Origin of the sequence: Mycoplasmopsis bovigenitalium (genome assembly GCF_002356075.1) — a bacterium.
GTDB lineage: Bacteria > Bacillota_I > Bacilli_A > Mycoplasmatales > Metamycoplasmataceae > Mycoplasmopsis > Mycoplasmopsis bovigenitalium_A.
In genome coordinates this window covers 773,970-792,093 of record NZ_AP017902.1, presented here as the reverse complement: position 1 = coordinate 792,093, position 18,124 = coordinate 773,970, and the positions used below count along the sequence as shown (strand labels likewise).

Sequence of the window (18,124 nt, the reverse complement as noted above, 5' to 3'; positions counted from 1 at the left end):
TTATTCAAATGGGCTTATTCAGTCATATTCGTCATTTGGTTGTTCTTTAATAGAATCAATGCTGTTTTCATAATGTTCTATTTCTTGTGTGTTTATATTCACGAATTCCATTGAATTTTTTGTTTGTTTATCAATGTTTTGGTAATCATTTGTATTTGTGATTTCTGCTTGTGTTGAGTCATTATGTAATAATTCATTAGTGTCAATTAATACAAAGTTATCACTAACAGAATTTGTAATAGTTGGCTTGATTTCTACCTTCATTGAAGAGGTTTGTGAATCTGGTTTTAAAATGATGTCACAAGTTTCGTCTTGAACTTCATTTAATGTAACAGTATCAATGCTTCTTAGCTCAATTGTTCTGTCAATATTTTGGTTCAATTCTTTTAAATCATTTTGTTCATTATTAATTGAATTATTATCAATAATTTCTTGATTATTAGTAATTACTTTTTCATCTATAACAGGCTCTGCAAATTCTACTTTTTCAATAGTATTTTCAGTGTTTTGGCTATCTTCTATAATGTCTGCATTTAATAGTATATCGTCTTGCGTTAATTGCTCTTCAATTTTTGATGCTTGGTATTGTGGAGGCATATTTTTTGCTGATTCAATATTTTGTTTTGCAAGCACATCATCAACGAGTTTCTTGAACTTCATCTCATCAGATTGTTCTTTTTGTTTAGTAGATTTAAAATGTTCGTAATACTTAAATGTTTCTACATTAGTTGATAATATTTCGTAATTTGCTCTAACAAGTTTTAATATTTTTTTCAACGAATTTTGTTCAATATCAATTTCAAGGATTTTGCATGCTTTGTCAATGAACTCAAAATACCTTTCAATTTCATCTGTATAAATAAATAATGAATTTATCTTTTTCAAGTTATTTTTCAACTCAATTGGTGTTTTTTTGCTCGAATATTTTTTAAAGTATTTTAAAGGATTTATTGTTATAAAAAACAACCATGACACTATTTGAATTATTGTGAAGCTTAATATCATTAAATATGGTCCAAATGAAATAACATGCAAAATATTAAAAATTGTATCGGCTAAAACACCAATATTTCCCTTTGCATTTGGAATTTCTAGTGCTTTTTGTGGACCTTGTGTAAATGAATAATATCATCCACGTTGAAATATATTTTTTAAATCGTTTGTTGAATATAATCAATTATTTTCTAATTCTCGCTTACTTAATAACGTTCAATGATAAAGCATAACAATGCAAATGATTGTGGATCATAAAACAAGTTTTAGTCTTTTACTTATAAACCAATAATCAATTTTTAAATGCTCACTAAATCACTTAAAATAATACTTTTTAAGAAACAATTCTAATCAATTAATTATTAACGAAAGCAAAACACCAATGATAATAAAAATTGTTAAATCGCCAAAAACTAAACCAATTGAGTAAAGATAAATAATTTCTATAACATTGGCTGTGTTTTGGTCTTTAATTCAATTGCTTCCATACTGTATTAAAATGAAAAAAGCACTTATAAAAATTAAAAAAAGCAATTTTAAAAATTCAACACCGGCCATAGCTGTCTTTGTTGTTAAAATTTGATTTTTTTGCTTTTTTTCTACATTTTTAAAATACGGATTTTTTTGCTTAACTTGGTTCTCTAGCGATTTAGTCATAATTAAATTATATATTTAAATTAAATTACGTAAAGTTAATATTAATTTTGAAACAATTCTAAGCTTTCGGTTGTAAAAATTAAATATTTTTTTCTCAATTCAATTGAAAAATGAATAAATTAGTTAATTTAATAACATTTCAATTTCTTGTTTGTAAATTGGCCCTTGATCTGTTCAAGGAGTTTCTAAAATAATTGGAATGTTATCAAAGTCTTTATCAAATACAAATTTTTTAAGCGTTTCTAGGCCAATAAATCCCTTACCAATGTTGGCGTGACGGTCTTTATGTGATGATAAGTCATTTAATGAATCATTTAGATGAATTACTCGCACATTTTTTAATAAATCAAAATCAATAAGTTGTTTTTTAAACTCATCATAATTTTTTAAATTATAGCCAGCATCTCATAGGTGGCAAGTATCAAGACAAATTTGCAGTCTTTCATTAGCGACTTTGTCAATAACATATTTAATTTGTTCAAAATTATTACATATTTCAGTGCCTTTGCCCGCCATTGTTTCTAAACAAATAACTACATTTGATGTTTTTTCAAAAACTTTATTTAAATTTTCACAAAGTTTGTCAAGTGTTTGATCAATCGGAAATTTTGTGTGTGCTCCTGGATGTAAAACTAAATATTTAGCCCCAATATAATCAATTCTTTTGATTTCTTCAATTAAAAATTCAACAGCAAAATCGCCTTTTTCAATTGAAGCTAAATTGATAATGTACGGCGCATGAACAATAATGTCCTCTGGTTTTATTAACTTAGAAAAGTTTTGTTTATATTCTTCAAGCTTGTATTTTTCCACACTCACTCTACGAGTTGTTTGGGGAGCACCTACATAAATCATCATTGTATTTGCGCCGTTTTCAATTGAAGTTTGGCAAGAATTAGTCAAATAATCTGGCGCATTAAAGCTAACGTGAGATCCAATTTTAATCATAAAACTCCTATAAATTTTGTATTTAATTTTATTAAAGATATTTTAATATACCTAAATAAATTGATTATGAATTATAAATATTTATTTATGCGATGCATAACTTATTTTTTGTTAATAGCAACATCCAGAAATATATATCATTTAAAAATATAAATCGTAAAAAAATAAAATATAAACAAATTCAATTTTCAATTTATTAATTTAATAAACTATTTTTTAAGATAATAATTTTCCCAAATCAATTTAAAAATGAATTGATTAGTAAAAATATATTTATAAAATTACATTGGCAAAAAAAATAAAATTTTACTTTTGTTAATAATAATTTATGCTACAATTAAATATATTTACTTATTAAATTAAGCAAATATTATTTTATACGCGATAATCAAGGAGTTTTATGGAACAGCTAAATAAAAAATATGTAAATAAATTCCAGTACAAAGTTAGCGAATTTGGTTCAGGCACCAAACGTAGAGATTATTCTTCTACAAAAAATATATTCCAAGTTCAAGACTTTTTAAAAACATCCAAAGAATCTTTTGAATGATTTAAGAAAACTGGTATCGAAGAAGCGATTAGAGAACACTATCCTATTTCTTCTGCAAACAAAGGTGTTACACTTGAGTATATTCCCAATACTGCAACACTTGAAGTTCCAGCAAAAGAATACGATGAAGTTACTAAAGCAAAGGTTAAAGGAACCAACTACGCAGGTAAACTGTATGGTAGATTTAGAGCAACAACAACAAACGAAGGTTTAGTTAAAGAAGACGTTGTTTTTCTTGGGGAAATACCATTAATGACTTCTGGCGGAAGTTTTATTATCAACGGTAGCGAGAAAGTTATCGTAAGTCAATTAATTCGTTCGCCTGGTGCGTATTTTGGTCGTGGAGTTAGAAATAAACAATCTGACGATCTTTTTAACAAGGTTGAAATATTACCTCGTGTAGGTTCTTGAGTTGAAATTTCACACAAGGTAACATCAAAAAACCCTGACAGTGTAAAAATAAGAATTGACAAAAATAAAAATGTTAACATTGTTACTTTCTTAGGTGCATTAGGAATAATGCATGATGATATTTTTGAATTATTTGGTAGATCTGATGTTATTTTAGAATCAATCAAAAGAGACAAAAAGGCAACTACAGAATTTACACCTGAGGAAGTTATTAAAAATTGTCAAGACGAGTTATTTAGAACCATCAGAAAGGGCGACCGTGTTTCAGATGAGTCTATAGCAAACTTAATTCCAAGTATGTTGTTCCATAAAAAGCACTACAACCTAAGTGCAACTGGACGTTATATGTTAAACATAAAACTAAATCTAGTTGACCGTATTTCAGGAACTATTTTAGGTCAAGATCTTGTTATTAAAGACAAAAATGGGGATGAAATTAGTCTAAAAATTGGAACCCCTATTACTCACAAGTTAGCTGTTTTAATCCAATGAAACTTCAATAACGGTAAGCTTTCATCTGAAAAATTAAAATGCATAAAAACTGATGTAGTTTATGCAAAATTATTAAACGATCCTGCCAACTCATCATTAAAAAGAAGGGATAAAATTATTTCTATAAAAGTTTTCCCTAACAAAAAATGAATGGAAAAAGGTTTAGATCCTGTTAGAGTTATTGGAACCGATCCAAAAGCAAACGAAACACATTTAGTAGTTTCAGACTTAATTGCTGCAATTAACTATTATTTCAATATGTTAGATGGTATTGGTCAAGATGATGACCCTGATGCGCTAACAAACAAACGTATTGTTGCGATTGGTGAATTAATTCAAAACAACCTAAAAGTTGGTTTAGCAAAACTTGAAAAAACAACACGTGAAAGAATGGGCGCTAAAGAACCTGATAAAGTTAGCCCTAAAAATGCGACAAACAATAAATTAATTTCTAACCAAATGAAAACATTTTTCAACTCATCGAAATTGTCGCAATTCATGGACCAAATTAACCCACTTGCTGAAATTAGTAATGAAAGACGTATAACTTCACTTGGGCCTGGTGGTCTAAACCGTGATACAGCTCAATTCGAGGTTCGTGACGTTCATGCGACCCACTATGGAAGAATTTGTCCAATCGAAACTCCTGAGGGTCCTAACATTGGTCTTATCTTAAACTATGCTACATATGCATCAGTAAACGAGTTTGGTTTTTTACAAACTCCTTATTATAGAGTTGAAAATTGTGTTGTTAATTACTCAGAACCTGTTTATTTAACTGCTGCTGACGAAATGGGCTACAAAATTGCTCAGTCAACAGTAAAAGTTGATGAAAACAACAGAATTATTGATACAAATATTACTATTCGTCATAATTACACATACCAAATTGCCTCAGCTGAAGAAATTGACTTTATTGAAGTTTCGCCAAATCAAATGGTTTCTGTTGCCGCTGGATGTATTCCTTTCCTTGAGAATGACGATGCCAACCGGGCACTTATGGGTGCTAACATGCAACGTCAAGCAGTTCCATTATTAGAAGCTGAAGCACCATTTGTTGCCACTGGTATTGAAGCAGATATTGCTAAATATTCATCAGGAAACTTCGTTGCTCGCAATGATGGTCTTGTTGAATATGTTGATGGTAAAAAAATCAAAATCAGAAACGCAAAAAATGCACTTGATACATACTATTTAAAAAACTTCCAACGTTCAAACCAAGATACAGTTGTACACCAAAAACCACTTGTTAAGGAAGGACAAGAAGTTAAAAAAGGTGACTTACTTGTTGATGGTGCATCATTTAAAGACGGAGAATTATCACTTGGTAAAAACGTAGTTGTTGCCTTTTCTACATACAAAGGCTACAACTACGAGGATGCGATTATCCTTAACGAAAGACTTGTTAAAGATGACGTATTTACCTCAATTCACATTGAAGAACAAACAATTCAATTTAGAACATCAAAAGCCGGTGATGACGAATTAACTGCTGATTTACCAAACGTTTCAAAATTCGCCACACGTCATTTAGACGAATTTGGTATTGTTCGTATTGGTAGTGATGTAACACCAGGTGATGTTTTAGTTGGTAGAGTAAGTCCTAAAGGTGACGACAACCCTTCACAAGAAGAAAAATTACTTTTAGCTGTTTTACAACAAAGACAGCAACCAGTTAAAGATACTTCACTTAAAGTTAAAAACGGCCATGGCGGTACAGTTATTGCTGTTGAAGTTTTAAGTAGAGAAAATAAAGACCAACTTGAAGATGGAATAACCAAAATTGTTAAAGTTTCAATTGCTGTTAAACGTAAAATCAAAGTTGGTGACAAAATGTCAGGACGTCACGGAAACAAAGGTGTTGTTTCAATTGTGCTTCCTGAAGAAGATATGCCACACTTACTAGATGGAACACCTGTTGATGTTATGCTTAACCCACAAGGTGTTCCTTCGCGTATGAACATTGGTCAAGTTTTAGAAATCCACCTAGGAATGGCGGCTAGAACATTGCAAACTAAATTTGTAACTAGACCTTTTGATGGTATTAAAAAAGAAGAAATTTATGATGTTATTGAAGAAGCGAACTTACCAACTACTGGTAAACAAATTTTAATTGACCCAATTACTGGTGAAAAATTTGACAACCCAGTTTCTGTTGGTGTTATGTACATGCTAAAACTAAACCACATGGTTGACGATAAAATGCATGCTCGTTCAGTAGGTCCATATTCATTAATTACACAACAACCATTAGGTGGTAAATCACAAAATGGTGGTCAAAGATTTGGGGAAATGGAAACTTGAGCAATTGAATCATATGGTGCTACAAACATTCTTCAAGAAATCTTGACATACAAATCAGATGATATTAATGGTAGAAACCAACTTTATGCAGCTCTTGCCTCAGGTAAAGAGCTACCAAAACCTGGTGAACCTGAATCATTTAATGTTTTAAAATACGAATTACGTGGTCTTGGTATGAAATTAGATGTAAAACACTCAGAACAAGATGACGAACAAGATACTTTACAACACTTTGACATTTTTGGAGGCACAAATGAGTAGATTTAATAACGAATCCAAATTATCAATTGACAAAATAACTCTATCATTAGCCACTGACAAAGATGTTACAAACTGATCAAATGGTGAAGTTACTAAGCCCGAAACAATTAACTACAAAAGCTACAAACCTGAAAGAGAAGGTCTTTTTGATGAAATAATTTTTGGGCCAACTACTGACTATAAATGTCCAGTATGTAACACAAAATATAAACGTAGCGATGAAAACACAGATTGCATTAGAACCCCAATGTGTGTAAAACACAAACCAAAAATTCTACCTAAAATCACACGTAGAAGTAGAATGGGTCATATTGCTCTTAAAAATCCTGTTGTTCACTTTTGATTCTTTAAAATTGACCACTCAATTATTTCAAAATTATTAGGATTAAAAGTTGCTAATTCTTCTAAATCAGTTACCAAATCTGAATTAGAAAAACTAATTTATTACAAAAGCCATATCGTTCTTGAAGATGGCGGACTAAAATCATTAAAGAAAAATACAATTATTGATATTTCTGATGCTGCCGCTATTTATTATGAAGCGCTTTTAGAATTAAAAGAAAAATTTGACCCTAATGGTGATGAATTTGAGCAAGAAGCTTATGAAGTTATCGACGAAGCAATTACTGAGTTAACTGAACAAGCAACATCGAAAATGGGGCAAGATTACGGTATTGACTTTTATGAATACAACGAAATTATTCATGAATACTCTGATGCATTAATTTCAACTGGTTCGAAAGCAATTGAATATCTACTAGAAAACGTTGATCCAGCTGAAGAAGCTCGTAAACTTGAAAGAGAAATTGAAGAAATTAATGAACAAATTTCACTAAATCCTAATGGTGCAGCTAAAATTCAAGAAAGATCTAAACTTTACAAACGTTTAACTGTAATTAATGCCTTTATTAAATCTGGTCAAGACCCTAAATCTATGTTGATTTACAACTTGCCAGTTATTCCAGCTGATTTGCGTCCATTAGTTCAACTTGATGGTGGACGTCACTCAACAAGTGATGTTAATGAACTTTACCGTCGGATCATTATAAGAAACAATCGTCTTAAAAAATGAGAAGAAACCGATGCTCCGATGTTAATCAAGCAAAACGAGTACCGTATGATTCAAGAAGCAGTTGACTCACTAATTGATAATGCGCGTAAAAAACCAAACCCAGTTGCCTCAAAAGATGGCCGTCCATTCAAGTCAATTTCTGACGCATTAACTGGTAAAAAAGGTCGTTTCCGTCAAAACTTACTTGGTAAACGTGTTGACTACTCAGGACGTTCAGTTATTGTTGTTGGTCCTGAACTAAAAATGCACCAAGTTGGTATTCCTCGGGAAATGGCGGCTAAATTATTTGAACCTTGAATTATTAGAGAACTTATTAAATCTGACAAAAACAACATAAATTCAATTAAAGCGGGTAAAAAAGCAGTTGAAAACTTAGACCCAATTATTTGACCATATGTTGAAAAAGCAATTCAAGGTCGTCCAGTGCTTCTAAACCGTGCGCCAACATTACACCGTTTAAGTATCCAAGCTTATGAACCTGTTTTAATTCGTGGTAAAGCAATCAAATTGCACCCACTTTCATGTACCCCATTCAACGCTGACTTCGATGGTGACCAAATGGCTGTTCACGTTCCAATCAGTCCCGAAGCTGCTCGCGAAGCTCGAGAATTAATGCTAGCTTCAAAAAATATTTTGGGGCCAAAAGATGGTGAACCAATTATTAACCCTGGTCAAGACATGATTCTTGGTCTATACTATCTAACCCAAGAAAAACCAGGCGCTTTAGGCGAGGGTAAATTCTTTGCAACTTATGAAGATATGTTAACAGCCTACGAAAATAAAGTTGTTAGTGTTCATTCTAGAGTTGTATTACCAATTGAACAAGTAAATAAAAAATGAATTAATTCAGATGGCAATTATAGATATATCACAACTACTGTTGGTAAATTTATCTTTAACAGAGCCTTTCCAAATAGTTTTGAATTCATTTTTGGTAAATATATTGAAGCAAATGGTAAAGAAGTTGTTCATAGTTCAAAATCTAGCCAACAACTTCAACATTATTTAATCAAACCAGGTACAAATTTTGCTGAGCATATTGCCCAAATGCCAATTAATTTAGCTCTTACTAAAAAAGATATAGCTAAAATAGTGCGTAACGTTTATGATCAATATGTAAGTGTTATTTGCATGGAAGATTTAGCTAATGTAATTAGCGACATTGACAAAGATAATTTAGATAAAATCTTTGAAAAATGTGCCGCACTTAAAGATTACAAAGGCGAACAAATTGATATTTCACACGCTGAAATTTTAACTAGATTTATCCATGAAGAATTTAACGAAATTCAATACATTGTAACAGCCGGTTACAACAATGAAGAAGCTATTTGAACATTGGATGACTATACTAAATTGCTTGAATCAGTTTGATTTAGATACACTAATGTTGTTGCAAATGTTTTAGACAAAATTAAAGCATTAGGTTTCAAATTCTCGACTATTTCGGGTACTACAATTGCAGTTAGTGATGTTATTACCCTACCTGAAACCAAAAATAAAATCAAAGAAGGTGAAATTTACATTGAAAAATTAAAATCATTCTTCGAAGAAGGTATGCTAACCGACGATGAAAGATATAGTTTATCAATCAAAAAATGAGCTGAAATTAAAAACTCAATTGAAGATGATTTAAAACAAGTAACTAAATCAGATCCTTATAACCCTCTATTCATGATGTTTACATCAGGGGCCCGTGGTAATTCATCTAACTTTGTTCAGCTTGCTGGTATGCGTGGACTTATGAATAACAACGTTAAAATTCTTAAGGCCGATGCCGAAAACGAACGTGTTGTTCGTTCAACTGTTGAAATTCCTGTTAAATCATCATTCCTTGAAGGTCTAACAGCTTATGAATTCTATTCATCAACTCACGGGGCTAGAAAAGGTCTTACCGATACTGCGCTTAACACCGCCAAATCAGGTTATCTAACTCGTCGTTTAGTCGATGTTGCTCAAGGTATTGTTGTTAAAGAACCAGATTGTGGTACTGACTATGGTTTTGTTGTTGACGATATTAAAGACAATAAAACAAACACAATTATTGAATCATTAGCTGAAAGAATTGAGGGTAGATTCACTAACAAACCAATTTTTGATGCTAATGGTGAATTAATAATTGCTGCTAACCAACTAATTACACCTGAAATAGTAGACAAAATTACTGCTGCAAACATTAAAGAAGTTGAAATTAGATCAGTTTTATCTTGTTATTCACGTAATGGTGTTTGTCAAAAATGTTATGGTAAAGACTTAGCTTTAAACCGTATTGTTAACATTGGTGAAGCTGTTGGTGTTGTTGCTGCACAATCAATTGGTGAGCCCGGAACTCAGCTAACCATGCGTACATTCCATACTGGTGGGGTTGCTGGTGTTGAAGATATTACTGGTGGTTTTGGTCGTCTAATGGAATTAATTGACGCCTATGACTCACCTTGAGGTCGTCCTGCTATTATTTCTCCAGGATATGGTTCAGTTTTATCTATTTATTCACCAACTGAAACATCACACCGCAACATTAAATTCATTGATATTGAAATATTCAATGATGCTGATGACAAAGAAGTTATTACTTTTGAAACAAAAGCTGACCGTAGAATTGTTGTTAAAGAAGGTGACAAACTAATTCCTGGTCAAAAAATTGTTGAAGGTCCAGTTGTTTTAGGTGATTTATTAAAATACGCTGACACACGTTCAGTACAAAATTACTTGCTACAAGAAGTTCAAAAACTTTACCGTCTACAAGGTATCTCAATTGCTGATAAATACATTGAAATCATTATTAGACAAATGCTTTCAAAAGTTATGATTACAGACACTGGCGATTCTAAATTCTTTACTGGTTCATTAGTAGATATTTTAGCATTCCAAAAAGAATCAGCTCGTTTATTAGCTGAAGGCAAGCGTCCACCATTTGGTGAAGTTAAAATCAAAGGCGCAAAACAAACTCCATTATTATCTGACTCATTTTTAGCTGCTGCATCATATCAAGAAACACCTAAAATTCTTGTTAATGCGTCAATTTCAGCACAAAGCGACAGATTAGAAGGCTTAAAAGAAAATATTATTCTAGGACGTAAAATTCCTGCTGGTACAAACTCTAATTTTGACCAAAAAGGTAAATACGATATTCGTGATCCTCGTTCATATTTCTCTTCTAAATACAAACTTGATGAACAAATACTTGAAGAAGATTACTCACTAGACAATTTTGAAGCCCACTTAATGGATGTTGAAGAATTGTTCTCAGAGTTAAACATTGAAGATGTGCAAGACATTGACGATCAAGATTTCGCAGAATAATTACTTTGCTTAATTAATCTTAGTATAGGCCAAGTAAACCAGGACAAAAAAAGTTAACACTGAGGTGTTGGCTTTTTTGTCCGAGTTTAAGGGGGAGGCTAACACCAAAAGTGTTAGCTTTTTTAAATTTTCAAATGCAACAAAAAGGAGAATACAAATGTCAAGACACTTTATCAAAGAAGAGTTTGATATGATTTATAAAATCTACAATGAATTTGGGTTAAAACAAACAATAAATTATATAAATGATATTTCGCCAGACACAAATTTTATAACGAGAAAACATCTACTTGAAAGAATCAGAAAAATTATAAGATACTATAATAATGGTATGCAAGATCAATTATTAGATAAAAAGGGTGCGAACAGAAAGCCAGGTAGTGGTAGACCTAAAAAACCAATCGAACCCGATTGAAACGAATTCACAAAAGAAGAATTAATAGAAATAGCTAAGAGATATTACGAGATCAATAAAAATAAATCAAAATCAGGAAAACTTAGTGAAGCTAAAAAACTAAATATTCCCTACAGTAAATCTGCAAAAATTTTTAATGTATGCAGACAAGCAGTAGCAAAATTTAAAACTAGAGTTATAAAAGTAAAGGAACACAAAAACGATGCAATAATTAGAAAATCCTTTCTTGATAACAAAGGTAGATATGGTCGCTTAAGGTTGAGTGCTTATATTTCTATGAAATATAATATTTACATTAACCCTCGAAGTCTTGGAAGAGATTTAAAAAGATTGAATTTAATATGCAAAATTAGAAAACAAAGAAGAAAGAGCGAAATTAAGAACACTAAATTCGCTTTGCCAGATATTGTTAAACGCGATTACAATGACAAATTAAACAGAAATATTTTCGCTACCGATGTTTCATATGTAAAAGCGCCAAGAGATGTTAAGGATAACCATGTATTTTTGTCTGTAATAATTGAGCATAAAACTAAAAAAATCAGAGATTTTAAATTATCTGTAAACAATGATATTGATTTAGTTATGGATAATATAAATACATTTATGTCTATCGATAAAGATTTTATTATTCATTCAGACCATGGATTTCAATACACTTCAAAAATCTATATTGACAAAATAAATAAAATGGGAGGAACTGTTTCATTATCCCGTGTAGGAAATTCTTTGGATAATAGGGAGGTTGAATACTGATTTTCTATTATAAAAAGCGAATGTTTAAATGAATTAGATTACAGTAAAATAACTTTAGAAGATCTGAAAAAAATAATTGCTGATTATATATTTTGATACAACAACTATAGAATTCAATCAATTTTAAATTGAAAAACACCACAGCAATATGCTATGATGTTAAAATAATATTAAACTGTTAACTTTTTTTGTCCTAGTTTAGTTAACCCCTTTTTTATTTGAAAAAAGCAAAATAAAAACACGAGAAACTCGTGCATTAAAAGACTATAAATTTTTCTTTTATCAGCTCGTCGCATTTTACTTTTCGGGTTGTCATTTTTATCTCTTTAAAGTAAAGGAGCACTTCTTCTTTAAATTTTGAAAGCGAGTAAGATTTATAACCAAAATCTAAGCAAAAGCGCTTATATTCTACGTATTTATCAACTACGGCGCAATTGTTGAAGCCTTCTCCTGCTTTTATTTGTTCGTCGCTTCTTTCCATGTCGTTTTCAATAAATACATTAATTGAGTTATTGGTTTTTATGTAGTCGTTTGTAATATCCTTAGCGGTTTGACTTTCTGCAAATTCTCCTTTTTCTTCTAATTCCCTTAGTGCTTCTGTTGCCATTCTGAATAGAACCATCATGTTTGTTTTTGTTAATAAACGCTCTTTTATGTTTCGGTCTATGTTTCTGTTTTCTTTTCTAAATTCATTATTAAAAGGAACAATTAAAAACCGTCTAAAATACCCGTCCGACTTGTCTTGTGTTGCTGGCAATTTATTTGTTGCAAATATTAATTTAGCCTTGTTTCTAAAACTGAAACGGTCCTTGCCTTTAAATTCGGCGCTTATTGCGTCGCCGGTTACTAATTTTTTGAAAGTAGAAGGTTCGGAAACATAATCGGTAGAAATATCAGCACCAACGTTAATCATTTTATCAATTAGCGAAGACGTTGCGAACCTTTGACTTAGTTCTTCAAATCCTAAATAACTGACGTTGTTTTTACTAAAAAAGAAGTCAAGCATATCAAGAAATGTACTTTTACCATTGCTAGCGGTTTGTCCATATATAAGTAAGGCTTTTTGGTATTTTGTGCTAGAAGTTAGACAATAGCCGATAAATTGTAAAAGTATTTTTTGAAGCGTTAAGTCGTTGCAAGTTATATCGGAAAGGAATTTTTGCAGTGTTCGCCCGTGTGTTGTTAGTGTTAACCTTGGGTCATAATCTACGTTAATTTTATTAATAACAAATAAATTGCTGTCCACTTCCAACTTTCTAAATGTTTTTAAGTTATAGTAGCAGTTATTAAGTGCGATTATGTGCTCTTCGGGTATTTTGTTTTTTATTTGTGTACTTATTAAAATTTGCGCTTGTATTTCTTTAATTATTGAAACCTTTAATTTTGGGATAATGTCAACTATAATCGTTTGAATTTCTCGGTCAAGTTTTAGTTCATAAATTCCCTTATTTTCATTAAAAAAGAATAACTGTTCCGAATATCTAACGACCTTATATTTTTGGATAATGTAGTCAACAACAGAAAAAAGGTTCAGGTTTTGTTTTCCGGTATTATGGTCGACCACGTAAAATTGGCTTTGTTCTGACTTATCAAAAAACTGTTCGCTTCCTTTGAATATGTTTTCAATTTCAACACTTGGCAAGGGGTTAGCAAATAGCAATTTATTAATAACACTAAACAAATTAAAAACCCTTTGTTGGTTAAAACCGCCGCGAGCAAGAGTTGGCAATCTTTTAAATAAATTATCCCGTCTTGAGCCTTCTTGTAAAGCAACTGGGGTGGGCAAGTTCTTAAATGATTGAGTAGACAAGGGGGTTAGTTCTTGCGGTAATTTGTCTATGTACTTAGTGAATTTTACCCACTTGCGAAACTCGCCCTTGTGTTTAATAACAACATAACTATTAGCACTTGCGCTTTTAATATCGCACTGAATGCCAACTGGTAGAATAACTGCCACTTGGTTTTTTATTTTTTCAGGTAACTTAAACCAGAAATGCATGCCCCGAGTGGTTTTCATAATATTACACTCTCACTGGTACTCTTCTATTATTTGCATTAATTTCTGAGCCTCTTGCGGGTGTAATGAGTTATCGACGTCAATAACAATATAATCATTATCAAGCACAAGACCTAAATTACTTTCAGAATAAACGTCCCGCAATTTTAGGTGCGTTTGTTTGTCTTTGAATGCGAATTTTGGCGTTTTGTCGTCGTTTAAAACAATAAACCGTGACTCATTTTCTAAAAAGTTTTTTAGTGCTTCGTTATCTACTAGTTGAACCATATTCCCTTCCTTTAATCGTATTTTTTGTCTTGTGTTAATAATTTTTAAATAGTATTATTAAAATAACATTTTTTGCAAACTTCAATTCCGTCATAAATTTCTCGCACTGCTATTTCGTCAAGCAAAGAAGCAGAACACAAACCACACTCAAAGCAGACGCCCGGGTATTTTGTTGTTTCTATTGCATTTTTTGGGGTCTTATTTAAGTATTGGTTTATTCTTGATCAAGCCAAAAGCACATAGTACTCATAATCTAGGTCTAGTTCTTGCGCTTGTTTATTTAAAACCGAATCATTAACAATTGTGCAACGTTCAGAACTAAACGGCACCTTATCTTTTCGCCATTTGCCTTCTATTTTTTGTGCTTTAAAAACTGGTTGTCCTTGTCTTGTATAAAATACTCTAACAACGCTCGCTTTTTCTACTTCATTATCTCCATAAAATACGGCAGAATAATTGCCTTTAACGTCAAAAATAAACTGAAACGCCACAAGGTCTTTTTCTTGCTTGATTGTGGTTTCTGGTTCTATGCCATAGACAAAATAATTAACCACCGCTTTATCTAATACAGTTAAATTATTATTTGCAACTCCCCGCACTTCGTCAAAGTCTTTGTGGTGAAATCTTTTATTATGATACTTAACCATTCCGCCCTTTGTTTTTATTTCGCCTTCTTTGTTTACTAATATGTAATTGTTGACGTCTTTTTGTCATAATTTAGCAAATTGGGTGGTTTCTAAATCCAGCATGGTTATTTTTTGTCAAGCGTTAAGTATCTTTTCAATTTTTGGCAAATTGTTAACGTCTTTTATTTGGTACATTATCCCGTCAGTGTTTACTTGTAAAATTTCAGCATAATTAGACAATTTAACAGCCAGAAAAAAGATAATTAATTCACCAGTTAAACAAATTGACATACGCTGCTTACTGTCTCATAAATTAGAAAACTTAAAGCCCATAGCGCCAAAAGGTCTAACTATTAACTCCTTCATATAAGAACTAACAAGCGTGTTGCCTTGTTTTTTGTTCTGTACTCTTTTTTCGATTAGTTGTGCTATTGTTTGCTCCATGTTTTTTGCTGCCCTTGAACCGTAATTGTATTTAACTATTAAATTTGGGTAGTTTGAAACAATGTCGGAGTTATAAATTAGCGCGTCGTTTTCTATGATTGTTTGCTGTGCTGCGTGCAAGCCCCCTGACTTAAATTCATAAATTAAGCCATTGACGTTGAGTTGTAAATTTACCTGTTCTTTTTGAAAGTCTGGGTGGTATTCGCTATAAAACTTGGTACTCTCTAACTTTGAGATTAATCAGTTATATTCAGGTAGTGCTTTGGCGTATAGTTCTTTTATGTTTTGCGGCACTTCATAATAGTATTCAGTATAACGAGCAAGCCGCGACGGGTGAGCGTTAAATATACTAGCCGTAATTTGGGTCATTGTTTGATGAAGTGCAGCATTTGGCAAGTTGTAGTCTTCAACTAGTTTAAGCCTAATAATGAACTGGTCTATAAATTTTAAGAACAAAAACGCGGTAGCCTTAACGTCATAAATGTTGTACTCTATAACTTGCTCTATTTGCTCCGGTGTTAGTTCTTTGTCATAATCGAAGGGCACTTGTGTTTCTTTAATTGCTAAACCTAAAAACGCTTCGTATTTCTTCAAAGATAAACGCCCCGGTCCTAATAATTTTAGAACGTCAAAACTTAAAAAACTGTGATTGATTTTTTGATTATAAGGTCATTCTCAAGGTTTGTTTCTGTGCTTAACAATTCAATTATTTAAGCCATTGGGGTTAATGCCTTGTAATATTTCTTTTAATATGTGGTCGTCATAATTAGAATTATTAAACCCACCTACAAATTGACCTTTTAATTTTTCGTCTATAAATCTTTGCAATTTTAAGTGTTCGCCAATTTTAAAGGTTTTTATTTCTTTGGTTTTAACATTGTAAAAACTTACACACCAAAACTTAGGATATACTTCTATGTCATAAACTCAAAGGTCTAATGGTATCAATTCTAATTTTTTACTCACTTATTCTCCTAATATTAAAATATTATTTTTTTAATTGTTCTATTCTGAATTCCTTTTTTAATTGTTAGAAATAACCTAGCGAATTTTTCTTTTCCTTCTATATGTATTTTTATCGGGTGGTTGTTTTGGTGTTCTGGGTATTGGCACTTAACATTTGAAACACAATAAAGGTCGAAGTTGTCGCGCACTTTTTTATTTTGTCAAGAACTTATCGGCAATGCTCAAATATAATCTCTTGGCGTTTCTACTGCATTTAAAAATTTGGATAGTTCGGCAACTCGATTGACGTTAATAATTTTATATTGTTGAACTAGTCATTCCTGACCTTTGAAAATGTCTTCTTCTTCTTCTTCTTCTTCTTCTTCTTCTTCTTCTTCTTCTTCTTTAATTCAATTGGTAATTCAGGGACAATTAGGACCGCCAGAGATAAACTCACCTTCTTTTTCGGTTAACTTCATAAATTCAGCCTCAACCACGCTATAACCATAATTAAATGCTCCCTTTTTAAAATTGTTAAAAACTAATGGTCGCCCGATTGCATGAATAGGTGCAATAATCAAAAAGTCTATTTTTAGATTTTGAAGCATTTGAAAAAAATCAGTAATTATGCTAAACGGTGGGTTAGTAATAATAACGTCGCCCTTTGCGTAAATTTCTTGCATTATTGGGTCTCTAAAATCACCGTTGCTTGGTACTTCTGTTTCGGTTAAGTTTTCTCCGTCATATTCATATACTTTTGTATTTGTTCCATCAAATGTAATAGACGAAGCAATAAGTTTTTTAATTTTTAACTCTTTGAAATTGTCGTGAAAATACTTAAAGAATTGCGAGCCCGAAAAGTTTTCATACTCTACAAGCCCAAAAATGGGGTCACAAGGTAACACAACAGTTTTGCCTACTAGTTGATTTTTTCAATGCTTTAATTCTTTATGTATAGTTTTATAAGTTGTATAAAATTCGTCGTTTTTATTTGCCGCCGCTCTGTTTAAATTTGCATTCCCTATCGCTCTTGCGTCTCTGTTTTTTCTAAATTCCGCTAGTTTTTGCTCGTAATTCATTAGATTAAGTCATCTATTAATTCAAAATTATGGTCAATTTTAGGTGTTGGAGTTTCTGTTTGAGTTGTTGGAGTTTTTGTCTGACTTGTTGGAGTTTGTGTTGTTTGTTCTTTATTGATTACAAACGGTTTATTGGCAGCGTCAATATATTTCGTTCTGTATGCTTTGCCGCTTTGTGGGTTTAATTTTTCGCTTGTTTCAATTTTAAACACTACGTCCTTTTGTTTTAGGTCATAAAGTGCGTTTATAAACTCGCGCTCAGTGTTATAGCCTAATCCTAAGTCGCTTAATAATTTATTGAATTGCGATTCGTCAAAACTGCGTTTTCTTGTGTGTGGGTATAATTCGTCAATAAAATAGGTTTTTGAATTTGAGTACCCTTTAAATGCTCCGCTTGATATTTCAACGCTTATGACTAAAACGTCATAATTTCCGCTATGGTGTCTTTCTGTGTGTGCTTCTGTAATTTTCGCCTCATAAGTTCCGTCCGGTAATGAACTCATTGTGACACTTTGTGATTGTAGTTCTTGCTGTCTTTCTAGTCAGGTTTTATTAAAATTTATAGCCATATATTACCTTCTTTC

9 protein-coding genes are annotated in these 18,124 nt (G+C 31.7%); 3 read left to right on the top strand and 6 right to left on the bottom strand.

Features of this window, described 5'->3' with window-relative positions; genetic code table 4:
- Positions 1–1,650 (bottom strand): hypothetical protein, encoded by a 1,650-nt coding sequence (locus tag MBVG596_RS03415; protein ID WP_096387217.1) that lies wholly within the window; start codon positions 1,648–1,650, stop codon positions 1–3.
- Positions 1,651–1,773: 123 nt separating this feature from the next.
- Entirely contained in the window at positions 1,774–2,598 is an 825-nt protein-coding gene (locus MBVG596_RS03410; protein WP_096387214.1) for a deoxyribonuclease IV, read from the bottom strand.
- Positions 2,599–2,998: 400 nt separating this feature from the next.
- Between MBVG596_RS03410 and MBVG596_RS03405 the strand changes: the two genes are divergently transcribed.
- The 3 genes from MBVG596_RS03405 (at position 2,999) to MBVG596_RS03395 (ending at position 12,330) form a co-directional block, all read left to right on the top strand.
- On the top strand, positions 2,999–6,616 hold the full coding sequence (locus MBVG596_RS03405; protein ID WP_096387211.1) for a DNA-directed RNA polymerase subunit beta: 3,618 nt from the start codon (positions 2,999–3,001) through the stop codon (positions 6,614–6,616).
- The gene (locus tag MBVG596_RS03400; protein ID WP_096387208.1) at positions 6,609–10,991 is read left to right on the top strand and encodes a DNA-directed RNA polymerase subunit beta'; all 4,383 of its coding nucleotides are present in this window, start codon (positions 6,609–6,611) and stop codon (positions 10,989–10,991) included. The genes MBVG596_RS03405 and MBVG596_RS03400 overlap by 8 nt, the downstream gene beginning before the upstream one ends.
- A gap of 157 nt (positions 10,992–11,148) precedes the next feature.
- Complete coding sequence (locus MBVG596_RS03395; RefSeq protein WP_096385807.1) at positions 11,149–12,330, top strand: IS3 family transposase; 1,182 nt, start codon at positions 11,149–11,151, stop codon at positions 12,328–12,330.
- An 88-nt stretch (positions 12,331–12,418) separates the two neighbouring features.
- On the opposite strand, the gene MBVG596_RS03390 is transcribed toward MBVG596_RS03395, so the two are convergent.
- The 4 genes from MBVG596_RS03390 to MBVG596_RS03375 are packed head-to-tail and all read right to left on the bottom strand — an operon-like array spanning position 12,419 to position 18,109.
- Positions 12,419–14,446 (bottom strand): phage/plasmid primase, P4 family, encoded by a 2,028-nt coding sequence (locus MBVG596_RS03390; RefSeq protein WP_096387206.1) that lies wholly within the window; start codon positions 14,444–14,446, stop codon positions 12,419–12,421.
- A gap of 44 nt (positions 14,447–14,490) precedes the next feature.
- A complete protein-coding gene (locus MBVG596_RS03385; RefSeq protein WP_096387203.1) occupies positions 14,491–16,482 on the bottom strand; it encodes a hypothetical protein in 1,992 nt (663 codons plus the stop codon).
- 14 nt (positions 16,483–16,496) lie between these two features.
- Positions 16,497–17,540 (bottom strand): adenine-specific methyltransferase EcoRI family protein, encoded by a 1,044-nt coding sequence (locus tag MBVG596_RS03380; protein WP_096387200.1) that lies wholly within the window; start codon positions 17,538–17,540, stop codon positions 16,497–16,499.
- The gene (locus tag MBVG596_RS03375; protein ID WP_096387197.1) at positions 17,540–18,109 is read right to left on the bottom strand and encodes a hypothetical protein; all 570 of its coding nucleotides are present in this window, start codon (positions 18,107–18,109) and stop codon (positions 17,540–17,542) included. Before MBVG596_RS03375 ends, MBVG596_RS03380 begins: the two co-directional genes overlap by 1 nt.
- Positions 18,110–18,124 lie beyond the last annotated feature (15 nt).